Source organism: Niallia sp. WK069_GA_01, assembly GCF_983173855.1.
Genome location: NZ_OZ470138.1, coordinates 2,773,456 through 2,790,982 on the forward strand (window position 1 = coordinate 2,773,456; position 17,527 = coordinate 2,790,982).

The following is a 17,527-nucleotide window of genomic DNA, read 5'->3' on the forward strand; positions in this document are numbered from 1 at the left end:
TCCCCTATAAATATCTTTTGGAACGTTTATGCACCATTCTAATCGATTTATTATGAAAACAAGCGATTATATCTTTTACGCATTTTTATCCAAACGAACAAAATGGATATCCCAGCAGCAACAAAAAGAATGCTAATGGTGAATTTTGATTTATGATTATGTACATTTTCGGTTGTATCAGAATCTGTGCTCTCAGTTGTAAGCACTTGTTTTTCTAACTCTTGTAACGATATATTTTGAATGATTCGATTATCCTCTGCCTTTATCTGCAGAATTCCTTCAGAGGTAACACTCGATTTGCTATCTGTTTTTGGCGTGGTAATCATTTCATTTTTTATCGTTTGATAGGTTTTTCCATCATTAAAATATAGATGGCCTTTTTCTATTTGCTTTAATTGAAATTGAGTAAACCCATACTCCAACAGATTACTTGTATCCTCATATATCTCTTTTTTTACATTCCCTTTCAACACAATGGCAATCAAACCCATATCCTTATTTTTTGCTGCCGTTGCTAATGTTTGTTTCGACTCATTAACAAACCCTGTCTTCCCTCCTATAATATCATGGTTGGGCAATTCTCCTTTTAGCATTAAATGGTGTGTGTAAAGTGTCGTATTCCATGATTCACCATGCCATTCTAATTGTTTTGTGCCGAAAATGACCCTAAATGCATCATTTTTAAGTGCATATTGCGTTATTTTTGCCATATCGTTTGCAGTAGTATAGTGATTTTTATCAAATAAACCATGTGGATTTGTAAAATGCGTAGAAGTAAGATGGATATTTTCTTGTAAATACTTGTTGAAATTTTCTTCAAATTGTTCTTGGCTTCCATCCAAATACTCTGCAACCGCCATTGCTGCATCATTTCCTGAGTTTATAAGCATTCCGTCCAATAAATGCTTCACTGTTACCTTTTCACCTTGTTCTAAATATACCTTTGTTCCTTCTACATCCACTGCTTTTTTACTAACCGTAACGATATCATTAATATTTCCTTTTTCTATTGCATAAATACTTGTTGCAATTTTTGTTAAACTTGCTGGATACATTTTTTTATTGCCATTTTTCTCATACAAAACGGCTCCTGTGTTGCTTTCAAGTAATACCGCAGCCTTACTGTCTACTTTTACTTTTTCCTCCTCTTGCTCTGCCTGTACATGAATCGGGATAAACATCCCTAAAATCAGGCAGACAATCAACATTAACTTCATTTTCCCCCACCTATTTGTTAATTTTTATGCTTTTAAAAATATTTTAGCAAACGATTTATCTATTTTTTAGTTAAAAAGATTAATTGTTATACAATTGAAATTTTTGTGATTATATAGTAATAATTATCTATACATTTTATTCTTAATAGTTCTTTATACACAAAAAAACTGAATCTTCTCATACAATCAGCTTTTTCTCTCTAAGTTTAAAGAGATCTGCTCCATGCAAGGAAGATTTCAGCTTATTTTTAGGAACGCTTTTTTGCTACTAGCATTGTTACTTGGGCTGATGTAAAAGGTAACGAAGATTTCTTTCGATAGGCTAAATATTTCGGTTCCCATATATTACAATATTTATTTTTAAAATTTCTTAGTCCTTGAAAATGGTAAAAAGCATGGCCATGATGAAATATTTGATCAGCTATTTTTTCACTTAAGAAAGAAAATTTTGAAACACCTAGATTAGAAAGTGGGGCCATTCCCAGATTACAATAACCTACATTTCTTTCTTTAAGATACTCAAACATGTGTAAAAATAAAAAATCCATTACTCCAGGAGGTGCCTTTGGCAAACTCCTCATTAAGTCTACTGAATATATTTCTTTGTTATTAGTTGGATCTAAACTTAAAAAAGCATTTATTTTTCCCTCTTCATCCTTCACATACACAATACAAAGTGTATTTAAATAAGCTTGATCGAAAAAACCAAGAGAAAACCCCTTTTCCAATCTTCCTTGCAGCCATTCATCACTAACATACTTTAATTGATTAATGAGATGGTTATCATGCGGAGGTGTGGAAACAAGAACTTGATAGCCTTCCCTTTCAAACTTGTTTTTTAAAGCTCGTTGATTTTTCATCTTTTTTCCTGTTAAAGAAAATTGACTTATATTCACATGCCCTTCCTCACCCAGTTTAAAAAAGTCATATCCATTTCCATGTAAAAATGGGAGCATCGATTTGCTTGTTTGATAAAAAACTGGTGTATATCCATACGTATCTGCTTTTTCATACAATTCCTCAATAGCTTTTAAAAAGTAAGCTTCCTCACCAATCGGATCTCCTAACACAATCAATTTATCAGCATATGTTTGATAGGAAAATAAAACCTTTTTATTCTTACTCCAAATTACATATTTATCATGTAAAAAGATTAAGTGAGACACTGTTGTGCCTTTATACGTATTTAGATGATCAATAATCTCATTTTCCACAGTTTTAGAATGGACTTTCACCCAATTTTTCGGCTTTTTAATAAAATATCCTAGCATTATAATCATAAAGGCAATAAAGAGTCCAATAGCAGCACTAGCAAATAAACTTTCTGCATTTAATAATACATATGGTGCAATAAATGATGGAACTTTATGATGGCTTGAAGGTAAGCTTAAGTACCCTAACCAAAGGTATCCAAATGTAAATAGAGCTATGACACAAATGTCAAAAATAATTTTCCCCCATGTTAAAACAAAACTCTCTCGATAAAATCTCCCCTTCGATAAAACGAGCAAAATAATAACACTGACAAGGACTAATGCCTCTTCGTAATCCAAACCTTTTAAAAAGGTCGATATCGCAGCAATTCCAAGAACGAATAATGTAAGGTGATATGTTCTTTTTTCTCTATACTCTATTCCTCTGGCAAGACCTAAAAGAACAAACCCAGTACCAACGGAAACATGGTGGGTAAAATTCATCACCTCCATACTTAATAATTCTTGCGAAATTTGCAGTCTTGTCAAAATGCCAGGCAATGCAGCTGAAACTAGAAGGATTATTCCTGAAGCAAATACTAAAATAGTTAGAAAAAAATGACTGATATTCTCCGTAATTGTTTTTGGAATATCATTCCAATAAGTATTCCATTTTTTCCACAAGTCTCGAAAAAACAAAAGAATTCCTGCTAAGAATGGCACAAAATAATATCCTATCCGATATAAAAGAAGTACGACAATTAACTTTTCAGTAGAAACTCCTAAATAATCGAATCCCCATAAAAATACTAAATCAAAGCTTCCAATCCCACCTGGAATCATGCTAACAATTCCTGCACTAACAGCTATTAAGAAAATTTTCAAAAAATCCCATGTTGAAACAGGTAATTGCATCAAACAAGCCAATGAATATAAATATAGAAAAACGAACAGCCATTCTGCCAAAGAGGCTGCAATTAACTGAACTGCAAGCTTTGGCGAATTAATCAACGTATGTAATTTCGTCTTTTTAATAAAAAAACCAGCAATTATCATTGGGAATATTAAACTGACAATCACAACTGAAATAAATAAGAAATGATGGTTTTTAATTAAAGGCATGTCCCAGCCGTCAAAATAAACAAGCCACGCAAAAATGCTGATCCCTGATAAATAAAACAAGGTTACAGATGCAATTCCTTTAAGGAGTACTCTTTTATCAGCTTCGTACTTTTTATAAAAAAAGCTTCTTAAAGCAACCCCAATTAAGCCTCCAAAACCAAGTAAATTGGAAAATGAATTACTTATTAAGGAATACTTGCTTAAACTTTTTATCGGGATACTTACTTGTAACTGTTTCCTTAAAATAACATCATAAAATAACATAGGAGATATCGCTATAAATCCACCAACCACTATATATAGGATGGAAACAGGACTTAGCTTGTCTAAATACTTCATTAATAAGTTCGTATCTATTGATAAAAACATTTCTCGCAGTTCTAATGAAACCAATAACAATAAAGTAATTGGAAATAACAGTTTAACTAATAAAAATAACCGATCTTTAGAAAAGAACGACATCTTTTTCACCTCTCATATTGCTTATATCTTCAGTAGTTTTGAAAGAACAGACCTCCCCTATCATAACGTAAAATAGCTATATCGCAAACCCAAAAGGTAAAATTTACAACAGATTTTAAGAATCAACACCAAAACTTATGTTTTAAAAGCACAAAATAGCACTTTTTAAGCATAAGTTTATTTGCTTTTCCGAAACTTTCTGTATGGGAAGCCGATTCAACATTCCCCAGTTATCGGTCACACCATCTGAGCAGAGATCGTAATAGACACCTCTCAAAAGAGCATCCTGTTTGTTTGGAGGTTCATTTGTATTCGAGGATATACACACTTTTTACTCCTTATTATTGCTTAAAATCTTTTAAACTATTCAAATTAAAATAGAGAAAAAACCAAATTAAGTAAACCGCTTACAAATTATTATATAACAGTTATCATTTTTTTCATGAAATTTATATAACAGTTTTCGAAATAACTATTTTTTGTTATAAATACATTTTTATCCATGTCCCGCAAACGCTGTAACAATGGGCAGTTCACATTTCAGACACAGAATATTCGCAAGATGTACATATTTTTGTGAATAATATCACATTAATTCTGTTATAGTTATTTTAGAAAGAAATTAACACTCTGTTATATAGTTTTCTTATAAAATGATGAGGTGATTATAATGGAAAAAGTGGAAGCTAACTACTGGAAAGGTTTTAAAAATGGAGCATGGAATAAAGAAGTAAATGTTCGTGATTTCATCTTAAAAAACTTTAAACCTTATTATGGAGATTCAACTTTTTTATCTGGCCCTACTTTAGAAACTACTGAACTATGGGAACAAGTATTAGCGCTTTCAAAAGAAGAACGCGACAAAGGTGGAGTTTACGACCTAGATACTGATATTGTTTCAACGATTGTTTCACATGGACCTGGATATTTAGATAAAGCAAAAGAAAAAATTGTTGGTGTACAAACGGACGTTCCTTTCAAACGTTCCTTCCAGCCAAATGGCGGAATTAGAATGGCCGTATCAGCTTGTGAATCATACGGTTATAAAGCAAGTGAAGAACTAGAACAATTTTTTTCCGAACATCGCAAAACTCATAATGCTGGAGTATTTGATGCTTATACAGATGAGATGAGACTTGCAAGAAAAGCAGCAATCATCACCGGCCTTCCTGATGCATATGGACGCGGAAGAATTATTGGTGACTACAGACGAGTTGCGCTTTATGGAGTTGACTTCTTAATCCAAGAAAAACAAAACGATAAAAAAGCAACAAGTTCCGTAATGTCTGAGGATAATATCCGTTTAAGAGAAGAAATTTCAGAACAACTTCGTGCTTTAAACGAATTAAAACAATTAGGTGCTAGCTATGGCTTTGATCTTTCTCGTCCTGCGGCGAACACTTTGGAAGCGTTTCAATGGTTATACCTTGGTTACCTTGCTGCAATTAAAGAACAGAATGGCGCTGCAATGAGTTTAGGCCGTGTGTCTACTTTCTTAGATATTTATATTGAAAGAGATTTAGAGAATGGCGTATTAACAGAAAAAGAAGTTCAAGAAATTGTAGATCATTTTATTATGAAACTACGTTTAGTAAAATTTGCACGTACACCTGATTATAATGACTTATTCAGTGGTGACCCTACTTGGGTAACAGAATCTATTGGCGGCATGGCGAATGATGGAAGACCTTTAGTAACAAAGAATTCATTCCGCTTCCTTCATACACTTGATAACCTTGGTCCAGCGCCAGAACCAAACTTAACTGTTTTATGGTCTACACAGCTTCCTGAGGATTTTAAAAAATTCTGTGCGCAAATGTCTATTCAAACTAGTTCTATTCAATACGAAAATGATGATATCATGAAACCTCAATGGGGCGATGATTATGGTATTGCCTGCTGCGTGTCTGCAATGGAAATCGGAAAACAAATGCAGTTCTTCGGAGCACGTGCAAATTTAGCGAAATGTCTATTATATGCTATTAATGGTGGTAAAGATGAAAAATTAAAAATCCAAGTAGGTCCTACCTTTGCTCCTATTACATCTGAATATCTTGAGTACGATGAAGTAATGGAAAAATTCAACAATATGATGGAATGGTTAGCAGGACTTTATATCAACACTTTGAATGTTATTCATTACATGCATGATAAATATAGCTATGAAAGAATTGAAATGGCATTACATGACACAGAAATACTTCGTACAATGGCAACAGGTATTGCTGGTTTAAGCGTTGTTGCTGATTCCTTGAGTGCTATCAAACACGCTAAAGTCAAAGTAATCAGAGATGAAAATGGCATTGCTGTTGACTTTGAAACAGAAGGTGAATACCCTAAATACGGAAACAACGATGATAGAGTAGACGACATTGCTATTGGTCTTGTAGAAAACTTTATGAAAAAATTGCGTAAACATGGAACATATCGTAATTCTCTTCATACAATGTCAATCTTAACCATCACATCCAATGTGGTTTATGGGAAGAAAACAGGTAATACACCGGACGGCCGTCGTGCTGGAGAACCATTTGCACCAGGAGCTAACCCTATGCATGGCCGTGATACAAAAGGTACACTTGCATCTCTTTCTTCTGTTGCTAAGCTGCCATATGAATCTTCATTAGATGGTATTTCTAACACATTCTCTATCGTTCCAAAAGCACTTGGAAAAGAAGAAGATGCTCGTTCAAGCAATTTAGTATCCATTTTAGATGGTTATGCTGCAAAATCAGGACATCATTTAAACGTAAACGTGTTTAATAGAGAAACACTTTTAGATGCAATGGAACACCCAGAATTATATCCACAATTAACCATTCGTGTTTCTGGATATGCAGTTAACTTTATTAAATTAACACGTGAGCAACAAACAGATGTTATTAACCGTACATTCCATGAATCTATGTAATTAATACAAAAAAAGGGAAAAGTGGCACCCTCCCCTCTTCCCTTTTTTTCATCCAAACGGAGTTTCAATTGACCCAATTGAAACTCCGTTAATTAGAAATCCGCACCACCTGTAGCAAACTGCTGCTTTTCCTTTCTATAAACAAAAAGCAGCCAGACACACACAACGCAGGAGCATGCTCCGAGGGGGCTCCTGCGTATCCCAGCTGAAAGAAAAGTATATTCTGACTGCGGACTTACGGAGAGAACCAAAGCTGTTTTCAGGTAGCCACTCATGCAATAAATTTTGCACCATGGCACATGAAAAGAAGCAAATTTCTTAAATTTACAAGCAGGGAGCAGTCAGAATACACGAAGACTCCTATGGGATTTGCGAGACAGGTGAGACCCCGCAGGAGTTTACTCCGAGGAGGCTCACCGCTCGCTCCATGGAAAGCGAAGTGTATTCTGACTGCGGATTATTCGAGAGAGCCAAAGCTGTTTTCAGAGTAGCCACTTTAAAATAATCTAGTAATACCCGCTAGTTGCTTTACAATAAAGGAGGAAATCAATCATGAACGGCAATATTCATTCAATCGAAACTTTCGGCACGGTTGACGGACCCGGTATACGCTATGTTGTTTTTACACAAGGATGCTTACTTCGCTGTCAATTTTGCCATAATGCGGATACATGGGAAATCGGGACAGGAAAGCAAATGTCCGTGAAAGAAATTATGGATGATCTACAATCATACCTTCCTTTTATTGAAGCTTCTGGCGGTGGTATTACGGTTAGCGGCGGCGAACCACTGCTTCAAATACCATTTTTAATTGAATTATTTAAAGAGTGCAAGAAAGTTGGAATTCATACTACAATAGACTCATCCGGCGGCTGCTATTCAACAGCTCCACAGTTTCAACAATCATTGCAGGAATTATTACAATATACCGATTTAATATTATTGGATTTAAAACATATTAATCGAAAAAAACATATCTCGTTAACAGGCATGGGCAATAAACATATTTTATCTTTCGCTAAACTTTTATCAGATAAAAAAATACCCGTATGGATAAGACATGTACTTGTTCCAACGATTAATGACAATGAAGAAGATTTACGCAATCTCGGGGAGTTTATATCTACTCTATCTAATGTGGAAAAAATTGATATTCTTCCATACCATAAACTTGGCGTTTATAAATGGGAAGCACTAGGCTTTGAATACCCATTAAAAAATATTGATCCACCAAGTGAAGCTTCTGTAGATTTTGCTTATACAATGCTGACAAAAAACTCTACACAAAAGCAATAAAAACACAAGAGGTATAATACCTCTTGTGTTTTTATTGCTTTGTCTTATTATTTCCACCAATTATCAAACATAGAAACAGGAACTTGACGTTTATGTTCTGTAATTAAATAACGCGCTTCAATTTTTTCTGAAACTTCAACTGGTACTTCTTTACCTTCTAAATAGTCATCTAATTGATCATATGTAATTCCCAACTCTGTTTCATCAGCTTGTCCTGGATTGCCGTCTAATAAATCTGCAGTTGGAACTTTCATATAAATTCTTTCTTCTGCATTTAATTCTTTTAACAACTGTTTGCCTTGACGTTTGCTTAAACCTGTTAATGGCAAAATGTCTGCTCCACCATCACCATATTTTGTGAAGAATCCTGTTACCGCTTCTGCAGCATGGTCTGTTCCAACTACCAGTAGATTTTCTTGTCCACCAATAGAATATTGAGCAATCATGCGCATTCTAGCTTTTACATTCCCTTTGTGATAATCCGCTAGTGGTTCTCCTGTTGTCATTTTGTCATACACTTCTTTTAACTCATCTACTGGTTCTTTTACATTAAACACATATTCCTTATCAGCTTGAATAAACTGAAGAGCACGTTTTGCATCTTCTTCATCTGCCTGTATACCATATGGCAAGCGAACTGCAATAAAAGTTGCCTCATATCCTTCTTCACGAAGCTGTTCAACAGCTAATTGTGCTAATCTTCCTGCAAGTGAGGAATCTTGTCCACCACTTATTCCAAGTACAAAACCCTTTGCTTTTGCTTTTTTTACATATTCCTTTAAAAAAGTGACACGTTTATTTATTTCCTCTTTTGGATTAATTTCTGCTTGTACATTTAATGCTTCCATTATTTCCTTTTGTACACTCATGTCAAATTCCTCCTTAAATTCACTTGTTTTTTAATGTTTTTTTCACTTTATCCAAATGCTTCATTTTATTTTCCCAGCATAATGGACTTAAATCAACTGGGTATTCTTCCGGATTTAAGGAACGCTTATACTCATCCCATAATATAGCAAGATTTTTTTCTGCGTATTTTTGAATCGTAAATATATCCGGCGTTTCATATACTAATTTACCATTTTTCACTATGTCTTCATGAATGTCTTTTGCTATAAAATTAGTAACAAATTTACTAATATACGTATGGGTGGGATGAAACATTTTTAAACGTTCTTGTTTTTCTGGCTGTTCGGATTCTAAACAAATATAATCCCCTTCTGACTTTTGATTTATACTATTAATAATTCGGTACACTTTTTTCAAACCAGGGGTTGTAACCTTTTCAGGATTCCCACTAATTTTAATCGTATCCTGCATCACTCCAGCTTCATCTTCAATGGATACTAATTTATATACACCACCTAAAGCTGGCTGGTCAAAAGCAGTAATTAACTTTGTTCCTATTCCCCAAACATCAATTCTAGCCCCTTGTGCCTTTAAATTCATAATGGTATATTCATCTAAATCATTGCTTGCCACAATTTTTGTATCATAAAACCCTGCTTCATCCAGCATTTTCCTTGCTTCTTTTGATAAATAAGCAAGATCACCGCTATCAAGTCTTATCCCGATAAAGTTTATGCTGTCTCCTAGTTCCTTTGCTACTTTTATAGCCGTTGGGACCCCAGACCTTAACGTATCGTATGTATCTACTAAAAAGACACAGTCTTTGTGCCGTCTTGCATATTTGTGAAACGCTGTATATTCATCTCGGTAAGCCTGAATCATAGAATGAGCATGTGTACCTGAAATAGGCATACCAAAAAGTTTTCCTGCTCTAACATTGGAAGTAGATCCAAAACCACCTATAAATGCGGCTCTTGTTCCCCAAAGTGCTGCATCCAACTCATGCGCCCTTCTGCTACCGAATTCCATCACTACGCCATCACCGATAACATTTTTTATTCTTGACGCCTTCGTAGCAATCAATGTTTGATAATTCACAATGTTAAGGATAGCTGTTTCAATGATCTGCGCTTGAGCAAGTGGTGCTTCTACTCTAATTAATGGTTCATTGGCAAAAACTATTTCTCCTTCAGCAACAGATCGTAAATTTCCAGTGAAGCGAAGATCCTTTAAGTATTCTAGAAAATCATCTTTAAATCCTTCTTTTTTTAAATAGTGCAGATCGCTTTCTGTAAAACGTAAATTTTGTAAATATTCGATGATTCTTTCTAATCCAGCAAAAACAGCATAGCCATTATTAAATGGCAACTTGCGAAAGTAAGCTTCAAACACAGCATTTTTCTCTGCTATTCCATCTTCCCAATATGTCTCTGCCATATTAATTTGGTACAGATCTGTATGTAACATTAAACTATCATCTTCATATTTGTAACTCATGTTTGTCCTCCCAAAACTCCAATTACATCCTTTATAAAATTGTCGCACCTAAAACATCTTTAAAATGCTGCAATGCCCACTTATGGCCACTCTCATTAAAAGAAGCCACTGCTTTTTCGAAAACATATATCTGATAGCCATTATTAAAAGCATCTATAGCCGTATGAAGCAGACAAATATCTGTACAAACTCCAACCATATATAATTCCGTGATATTTCTCTCCCTCAGCTTTATATGAAGATCTGTACCAGCAAATGCACTATATCTTGTTTTATTCATCCAATAAACGTTGGGCAGCATGCATGCTTCTGTATAAACCTTTTGTAGTGATCCGTATAAATCCCTTCCACTTGTCCCCCTAATATTATGAGGAGGAAATAGTTTAGACTCAGGATGATATGGATCTTCTTCTGTATGTATATCGATGGCAAAGACCGTGAAATCTCCTTGATTGATAAATCTTTTTGTGATGGCAGAAATTTCTTGCTCTATTCTAATGGCAGGTTCTCCACAAGGTAATTTCCCTTCAACAAAATCATATGTGTAATCAATATTAATTAACGCCTTCACCTATTTGCCTCCCGCTGTTTTCATGTTAATAATGCGTTTCAAAAAGGAATAAACTTTTTTAATTCTAGTTGCATAATACATAGAATCTATCATTCCTATCTTATCATACATATTTAGCAAGCAGCTTTGCGGCATCCCTCATTCTGCTTTATAAAAAAACGTTTATCGACAGCCTGATGGAAGTAATTATATCGAAATTTCTTTTATTTTTCCATTCTTTTCATCATTATTCAATCACAATCTATTTCAATAATTAAGTTTCTTTATTTTTCAACTAATTATCTCAAACTTCGCAGTTATAAATTCCTCTTCATGTATTAGCATAACTTGGTTTAGAGCAATAAGAAAAGGATGATTGATTCGTTTTTTTAGGTGTTTTTTGCAAAGATTATCCCTTATAAATTGGGGCTTGCTTTCCGTGGGGCGTGTGATGAGCCCACAGGAGTCTCGCACCTTACACTTCAATCAAGCCGTTTTGATTCATTAGTTGCTGTCGTTGAACTAGTGAAAACATCCATCTTATAGATAGATATAGTCTAAAAGTGCACATTTTGGGAGAACAACGTTGAATAATAAACATAAAAAATTAACGCTACTAGTGTTTAGTCATCATACCTTGTAATGAAATTCGAAGACAAGAACGTATTCTAAAACAAGTTGCTTGTAACGGAGGGTGCGAAGACTCCTGCGGGAAATGTGGGAAGGCTGAGACCCCGCAAGGCAACGCCGAGGAGGCTCAGATCCCACCCCGCGGAAAGCGAAGCAACCCGTAGTGGAAAGCAACCCCCACAATAAAAAACAAACCTCCCATTTTATTGTTCTTAAAAGAGTCCTATCAAGATTTGCAAACGAATTCGAAGGTGCGAAGTTTGAGTAATTATAATTAGTTTAAACAAAACGAATCAAACTATCATGAATTAACTATATGATAACCGTCACAATATTGCCTTGTTTTATAAAATCATCCTTTTATTGTCCACCATGTTCATTGCTTTTCATCGTTTTTTTCGATATAATTTTAATGCTGAATACTAATTGAGGTGTATAAATGTTTGAATTTATAATAGATATAACAAACATACCAAGTTATCAAACCATTTACTTTACTATATTGGTTGGTTTAATGGTTAAATATTTTTGGGATTGGAATTTACAAAATACTGTAAATGATAAATTTTTAGCATCTGAAAGCAGCATCAACTTTCAAGCTAATATTGCAACTATTAATATTAATGTACAAAAATACAACACGCCAATTTTACATTGGATTTGTAAAAATATAAGAAAAAGAATGCAAAGCTCAGTAGATGACCCTGAGAAACCTAATTCCTCCATTTTACCCAATTTAAACTTTTAACAAAACGGAGGAATTTTTATGAAAAAGTCATCTAAACAACTATTTTTAATCTTGCTTGTTACCATTACTACTCTATTATTATCGGCTTGTTCTTCAACTGCACAAACTGGAAAAGGCGATGGTTTTTTTCATAATGTTGTAGTGGAACCATTTGCTTCTTTAATTCATAATACTGCTATGTTATTTAACGGAAGCTTTGGATTAGCGATTATTTTAATCACTTTAATAATCCGATTAATCTTAATGCCGCTTATGTTAAAGCAATATAAAAAGCAGCAAACAATGAAAGAAAAAATGGCTAAATTGAAACCAGAAATGGATAAAATTCAAAAAAAATTAAAAACAACAAAAGATCCAAAAGAACAACAGCAATTACAGCGAGAAACAATGGATCTTTATAAAACACATGGCGTAAATCCGTTAAATATGGGTTGCTTGCCAATGCTTATTCAAATGCCAATACTGATGGGATTTTATTATGCAATACGCGGTTCTGCTGAAATTGCTTCCCATTCATTCCTTTGGTTTAATCTAGGACATTCTGATCTTGTATTAACTGCACTCGCAGGAATTGTTTATTATTTTCAGTTTAAAGTTTCTCAAAATACACTGCCTGAAGAACAGCAGAAACAAATGAAATTTATGGGACTGCTTTCACCTATCATGATTGTAATGGTGTCATTAAATGCCCCGGCAGCTTTGCCACTTTATTGGACAGTCGGAGGAAGTTTTTTAATCCTTCAATCTATGTTAGGCAGAAAATTATATCCACCAACAACAGCTACAAATAAAGTCAGTACAGAAAAATAAAAGAAAAAAGGAGAAAACATGAAAAGTTTTCTCCTTTTTTTTAGATATCCTGAAAATAATCTTTATAGAATCCACCGACTTTGCCAGAATTATCTACAATGAAATAAAATTCCTCTGTTTCATTTTTTACTTCGTATGTTTTGCCTTCTGTTAAGACTCTGTTAACGATATATTTTTTTGCATCTGTATGTATACATTTTACAGTTTTTACGGTTTGTTTATGTTCCCAGTTCAGATGTATCATGATTATTAGAACCCCTTTCCTTTATCTTCTATAGTATAAAGGGAATAGGATAAGCTATGCAACATACTTCTGTTTAAGAAACTAAATTTATCTCTTTTCCAGAAGATAAATAGATTTTATTTTGTTCAAATGTAAACCATTCACTACTTATCGATTGCTGAAAAGTAATATAGCAGACACCATCAATCCAATCCAATCTTCTAAATTGTAAATTCGTATATACCTTATTTTCATGGTAAACATCATAAAATTTATTTTCTAGTTGAATCTTCATTTCTTTCCCTACTTTCTAAGATGCTCGTTCATTCTATACCCTGGATAATAAATGACGTAAACATATTAGAAAGATTTTTATTTTATTACTCAAACTTCGCAGTTATACATTCTTCTTCATGTATTGCCGTAACTTGGTTTAGAGCAATGAGAAAAGGATGATTGATTAATCTTTTGGGTGTTTTTTTTCCTTATAAATAGGGGCTTGCTAAACACTCATCTAAGTTCAAAATTTTATCCTTTCTTCTAAGAAAATCAACGCTCCATTGATTAGCAATAATTTGTTGCATGGGTGTCTACACCATTTAATAATATTCTATTACAAACTACCTATTTTTCTATCATTTTAGGTTATTACTTTTCATAGAGTGAAAAATAGGTTATGATGTAATTGTTAGAAAATTCAATCCATTTTATAGGAGGAATGCAAAATGAAAATTATGAGTAATGAACAGTTAATCTTCTCTTATCGTGATGCATTAAAGGCCGGAAATGAAAAGGACTGGGTTTCTATACTAAAAGATGAAATCAATCGTCGTGGACTAAGACCTCATAAAAGATAAAATGTTTTTCACAAAAAGCTGACTTTTTCAAGTCAGCTTTTTATATCTTTTAGATAAGAAACACACATGATTTCACACTCACACCCCGGCATGAAAATTTTTTCTAAGCCGGGGTTTTACTTTTTTGTCCATTTTTCCATACTGATTAATGCTATGGGAAGTAATCTTTACGTGCGCTTTTGTGGTGGTTCGACCCTGTATAAGAAACTGTTTGGAATTTGCCTTGTGTACACCCCTTTGTTGACTCTTCAATTTTTGAGGATGATCACGTACAGAAAAATGCTGTTTGACCAAGCTTATTCCACTTTCCATAGACACTACTTTGGAGGTTGTTTTATTTGGACATTTTATTAACCCATTGTGCCGGAATGGATGTTCATCAAAAAGAGATTGTAGTTTGTGCCCTAACTGGCACTAATAATGAATCCATTCAAAAAGAAACCAAGACTTTTTCCACTTTAACCAAAAGTTTATTTGATTTATTAAAGTGGTTAGAAGAAAAACAAATTACACACATTGCTCTGGAAAGTACCGGAATCTATTGGAAGCCGGTATACAACATCCTTGAAGGATATTTCGATATTACTGTGGCCAATGCCCAACGTATTAAAAACGTTCCTGGTCGTAAGACCGATGTTTCAGATGCAGAATGGATTGCCAAGCTTCTTCGTCATGGATTGATTGAAAAAAGCTTTGTCCCTTCCCAAGATCTTCGGGAATTAAGAGATTTGAACCGTTTACGCAAGAAATGGGTTGGTAACTTAACAGCTGAAAAAAATAGAATTTCAAAGGTCCTCGAATGTTCAAACATAAAGCTTGGTTCAGTTATTTCTGATATCTTTGGGGTTTCTGGACGTAAACTTTTGAAACAGTTAGTCGATAATGGATACCTTGATAAGGCTGATGTTGATGCCAATATCCATCATTCTCTCCGCAAGAAGGCTGATACCATTTCCGATTCTCTTTTCGGAACATTAAATGAACATCAAATGTTTATGATTAAAAGCTCTTGGAATCATATCATGTATTTGGAAACTTCCATTCAAGAACTTGAAAATAGGATAGATACCCTGCTTCATTCCTATCAAGAAGAAAAAGAAATACTTTTATCTATCCCAGGTATAAAGGAACACACAGCTGCTGTTATTATTGCGGAAATCGGAACAGATATGAGCCAATTCCCTTCATCAAGACATTTAGCTTCTTGGGCTGGTGTATCACCTGGCAATAATGAAAGTGCTGGTAAAAAGAAAAGTTCCAAAAGCGTTCAAGGAAACCCACATATAAAAGCTGCTCTTTGTGAGGTTGCTTGGGCTATATCAAGGTCGAAAAATACCTCAATGTCAAATGTTTTTTGGTCTCTATCTGCAAGAAGAGGAAAGAAAAAAGCTTTACAGGCTATTGCACATAAAGTTTTAAGAATTATATATACCCTATTTATTAATAAGCAACACTTCTCTGAACCACGTCTAGCTGGTTAGACGACCTTCCATTACAATACTCTATTAAGGTTGTGATTTTTTTAAAAAATTGAGGTCACACCCTTTCTTTACTATTGTCTTTTTTCTAGAAGTCCACGCTTCAAGATTTTCTTTACACCAAAATCCTGTACCCGCCCTATCAAATAGAACACGTTACTGTATTATACAGATACCCAGAATAGCCACTCGCCCGTTTTATTTTCACAGAAAAAGCGCAAGCGCCTTGGTAAGCCCCGAAGAAAAATGTTCTCCTGACTCAAAAAGTGCTTTTTACTTTTAGAGTCAGGAGGTTATCTTTCACAGGGGCTAGGCGCTGGAGCTAGACACTCAACTAAGTTGAAAAATTTTATACTTTCTGATCTTAAAATAAAAAAATGCAGTGGTGTAAAACCAATCTGCATTTCCCTAAAAAGATCTGGATTTATACTTTTTAAGCTTCAAACAATAATGATTCAGGATCTTCCAACAAGGTTTTGATTCTTGCTAAAAAGGTTACAGCCTCTTTCCCATCAATAATTCGATGATCATAGGATAAGGCTAAATACATCATCGGCCGGTTTTCCATCTTTTCCTCATCTATTGCAACAGGACGAAGTTGGATTTTATGCATTCCTAAAATACCTACTTGCGGTCCATTTAAGATAGGTGTTGACAAAAGGGAGCCAAATACACCGCCATTTGTAATCGTAAATGTCCCTCCTTGCAGATCATTCAATGATAATTTATTGTTTCTTGCCTTATTGGCAAAATCCATTATATTATTTTCTATCTCTGCAAAGTTTTTGCGATCTGCATCTCTAAGTACAGGAACAACTAACCCTTCGTCCGTTGATACTGCTATGCCGATATCATAGTATTTTTTTAACAGGATCTGATCTCCTTGTATCTCAGCATTTAATAGGGGAGCTTTTTTTAAACAGGCAACAACCGCTTTTGTAAAAAAGGACATAAAACCTAATTTCACATCATTTTCTTTTAGAAATTGATCCTTTCTACGTCCTCTTAATTGCATTATATTTGTCATATCCACTTCATTAAATGTGGTTAGCATCGCAGTGTTTTGCTGCACTTCTAATAGCCTGTTTGCTATTGTTTGTCTTCTTCTTGTCATCCGTATTCGTTCCACTCGTTTGTCTTCTGCTGCTACTGGAGGAACAGTATTTTTAGGATGCTGCAGTTCTGCAGTTGATTTTTTTGCTTCTTTTTCCACTTGTTCATGTTTCACTATATCATGTGCTCTAAGTCTTCCAAGTGGGTCACTAGCAGTTATCTCCGTTAAATCAATCCCTTTGCTTCTAGCCATTTTTCTTGCTGCTGGTGAAGCAATCGGTTTATTTAGTGGAGAAACAACATCAGAAACAACTTCTTGCTTTTTCGCCACTTCTTCTTTATGTAAAGCTTCAGATGATGTTGCAGTCTTTTCTTCTTGCCCATTTGCAGCATCCGAAACGATTGCAATCGTCTCGCCAACCAATACCGTATCGCCTTCTTTTGCCTTTAATTCTTGTAAAATTCCGCTTTCCTCTGAAATAATTTCTACATTTACTTTATCTGTTTCTAACTCTACAAGATATTCCCCTTTTTCCACATACTCGCCTGTTTTTTTTAGCCATTGTGCAATCGTACCTTCTGTAATCGATTCAGCCAGTTCTGGTACTTTAATTTCAGCCATTTAACATCC

General features: G+C 34.4%; 14 protein-coding genes. 6 read left to right on the top strand and 8 right to left on the bottom strand.

The annotated features are described in order from the left end of the window. Positions 1 to 50: 50 nt before the first annotated feature. Both AC5LWL_RS13265 and mprF read right to left on the bottom strand, forming a co-directional pair. Entirely contained in the window at positions 51 to 1,217 is a 1,167-nt protein-coding gene (locus tag AC5LWL_RS13265; RefSeq protein ID WP_493434739.1) for a D-alanyl-D-alanine carboxypeptidase family protein, read from the bottom strand. Positions 1,218 to 1,465: 248 nt separating this feature from the next. Continuing rightward, positions 1,466 to 3,994: a bifunctional lysylphosphatidylglycerol flippase/synthetase MprF gene (gene mprF / locus AC5LWL_RS13270; protein ID WP_493434740.1), complete on the bottom strand. Its 2,529-nt coding sequence runs from the start codon at positions 3,992 to 3,994 to the stop codon at positions 1,466 to 1,468. A gap of 670 nt (positions 3,995 to 4,664) precedes the next feature. Between mprF and pflB the strand changes: the two genes are divergently transcribed. Then, complete coding sequence (gene pflB / locus AC5LWL_RS13275) at positions 4,665 to 6,905, top strand: formate C-acetyltransferase (protein WP_493434741.1); 2,241 nt, start codon at positions 4,665 to 4,667, stop codon at positions 6,903 to 6,905. Between the two features lie 552 nt (positions 6,906 to 7,457). Beyond that, a complete protein-coding gene (gene pflA / locus AC5LWL_RS13280) occupies positions 7,458 to 8,201 on the top strand; it encodes a pyruvate formate-lyase-activating protein (protein WP_493434742.1) in 744 nt (247 codons plus the stop codon). 47 nt (positions 8,202 to 8,248) lie between these two features. On the opposite strand, the gene nadE is transcribed toward pflA, so the two are convergent. From nadE to AC5LWL_RS13295, 3 genes are read right to left on the bottom strand one after another with little or no spacing between them, the layout of a single operon-like run. Further along, positions 8,249 to 9,070 carry an NAD(+) synthase gene (gene nadE / locus AC5LWL_RS13285; RefSeq protein WP_493434743.1) on the bottom strand — a complete coding sequence of 274 codons (822 nt, stop codon included), beginning with the start codon at positions 9,068 to 9,070 and terminating at the stop codon, positions 8,249 to 8,251. Positions 9,071 to 9,089: 19 nt separating this feature from the next. Next, a complete protein-coding gene (locus AC5LWL_RS13290) occupies positions 9,090 to 10,547 on the bottom strand; it encodes a nicotinate phosphoribosyltransferase (RefSeq protein ID WP_493434744.1) in 1,458 nt (485 codons plus the stop codon). Between the two features lie 31 nt (positions 10,548 to 10,578). Continuing rightward, positions 10,579 to 11,118 (bottom strand): cysteine hydrolase family protein, encoded by a 540-nt coding sequence (locus tag AC5LWL_RS13295; RefSeq protein WP_493434745.1) that lies wholly within the window; start codon positions 11,116 to 11,118, stop codon positions 10,579 to 10,581. 1,048 nt (positions 11,119 to 12,166) lie between these two features. On the opposite strand from AC5LWL_RS13295, the gene AC5LWL_RS13300 reads away from it, so the two are divergent. Continuing rightward, the gene (locus AC5LWL_RS13300; RefSeq protein WP_493434746.1) at positions 12,167 to 12,475 is read left to right on the top strand and encodes a hypothetical protein; all 309 of its coding nucleotides are present in this window, start codon (positions 12,167 to 12,169) and stop codon (positions 12,473 to 12,475) included. Positions 12,476 to 12,493: 18 nt separating this feature from the next. Next, positions 12,494 to 13,285 (top strand): membrane protein insertase YidC, encoded by a 792-nt coding sequence (gene yidC, locus AC5LWL_RS13305; protein WP_493434747.1) that lies wholly within the window; start codon positions 12,494 to 12,496, stop codon positions 13,283 to 13,285. A gap of 40 nt (positions 13,286 to 13,325) precedes the next feature. On the opposite strand, the gene AC5LWL_RS13310 is transcribed toward yidC, so the two are convergent. After that, entirely contained in the window at positions 13,326 to 13,529 is a 204-nt protein-coding gene (locus tag AC5LWL_RS13310; RefSeq protein ID WP_493434748.1) for a DUF6501 family protein, read from the bottom strand. A gap of 73 nt (positions 13,530 to 13,602) precedes the next feature. Further along, complete coding sequence (locus AC5LWL_RS13315) at positions 13,603 to 13,803, bottom strand: hypothetical protein (RefSeq protein ID WP_493434749.1); 201 nt, start codon at positions 13,801 to 13,803, stop codon at positions 13,603 to 13,605. A 430-nt stretch (positions 13,804 to 14,233) separates the two neighbouring features. Here AC5LWL_RS13315 and sda point away from each other — a divergent pair, with 430 nt between their 5' ends. Beyond that, a complete protein-coding gene (gene sda, locus AC5LWL_RS13320; protein ID WP_493434750.1) occupies positions 14,234 to 14,365 on the top strand; it encodes a sporulation histidine kinase inhibitor Sda in 132 nt (43 codons plus the stop codon). A 338-nt stretch (positions 14,366 to 14,703) separates the two neighbouring features. After that, the gene (locus AC5LWL_RS13325; protein ID WP_493432573.1) at positions 14,704 to 15,846 is read left to right on the top strand and encodes an IS110 family RNA-guided transposase; all 1,143 of its coding nucleotides are present in this window, start codon (positions 14,704 to 14,706) and stop codon (positions 15,844 to 15,846) included. Between the two features lie 430 nt (positions 15,847 to 16,276). Here the strand turns inward: AC5LWL_RS13325 and odhB are convergent, their stop codons facing one another. Then, positions 16,277 to 17,518: a 2-oxoglutarate dehydrogenase complex dihydrolipoyllysine-residue succinyltransferase gene (gene odhB, locus AC5LWL_RS13330; protein WP_493434751.1), complete on the bottom strand. Its 1,242-nt coding sequence runs from the start codon at positions 17,516 to 17,518 to the stop codon at positions 16,277 to 16,279. Positions 17,519 to 17,527 lie beyond the last annotated feature (9 nt).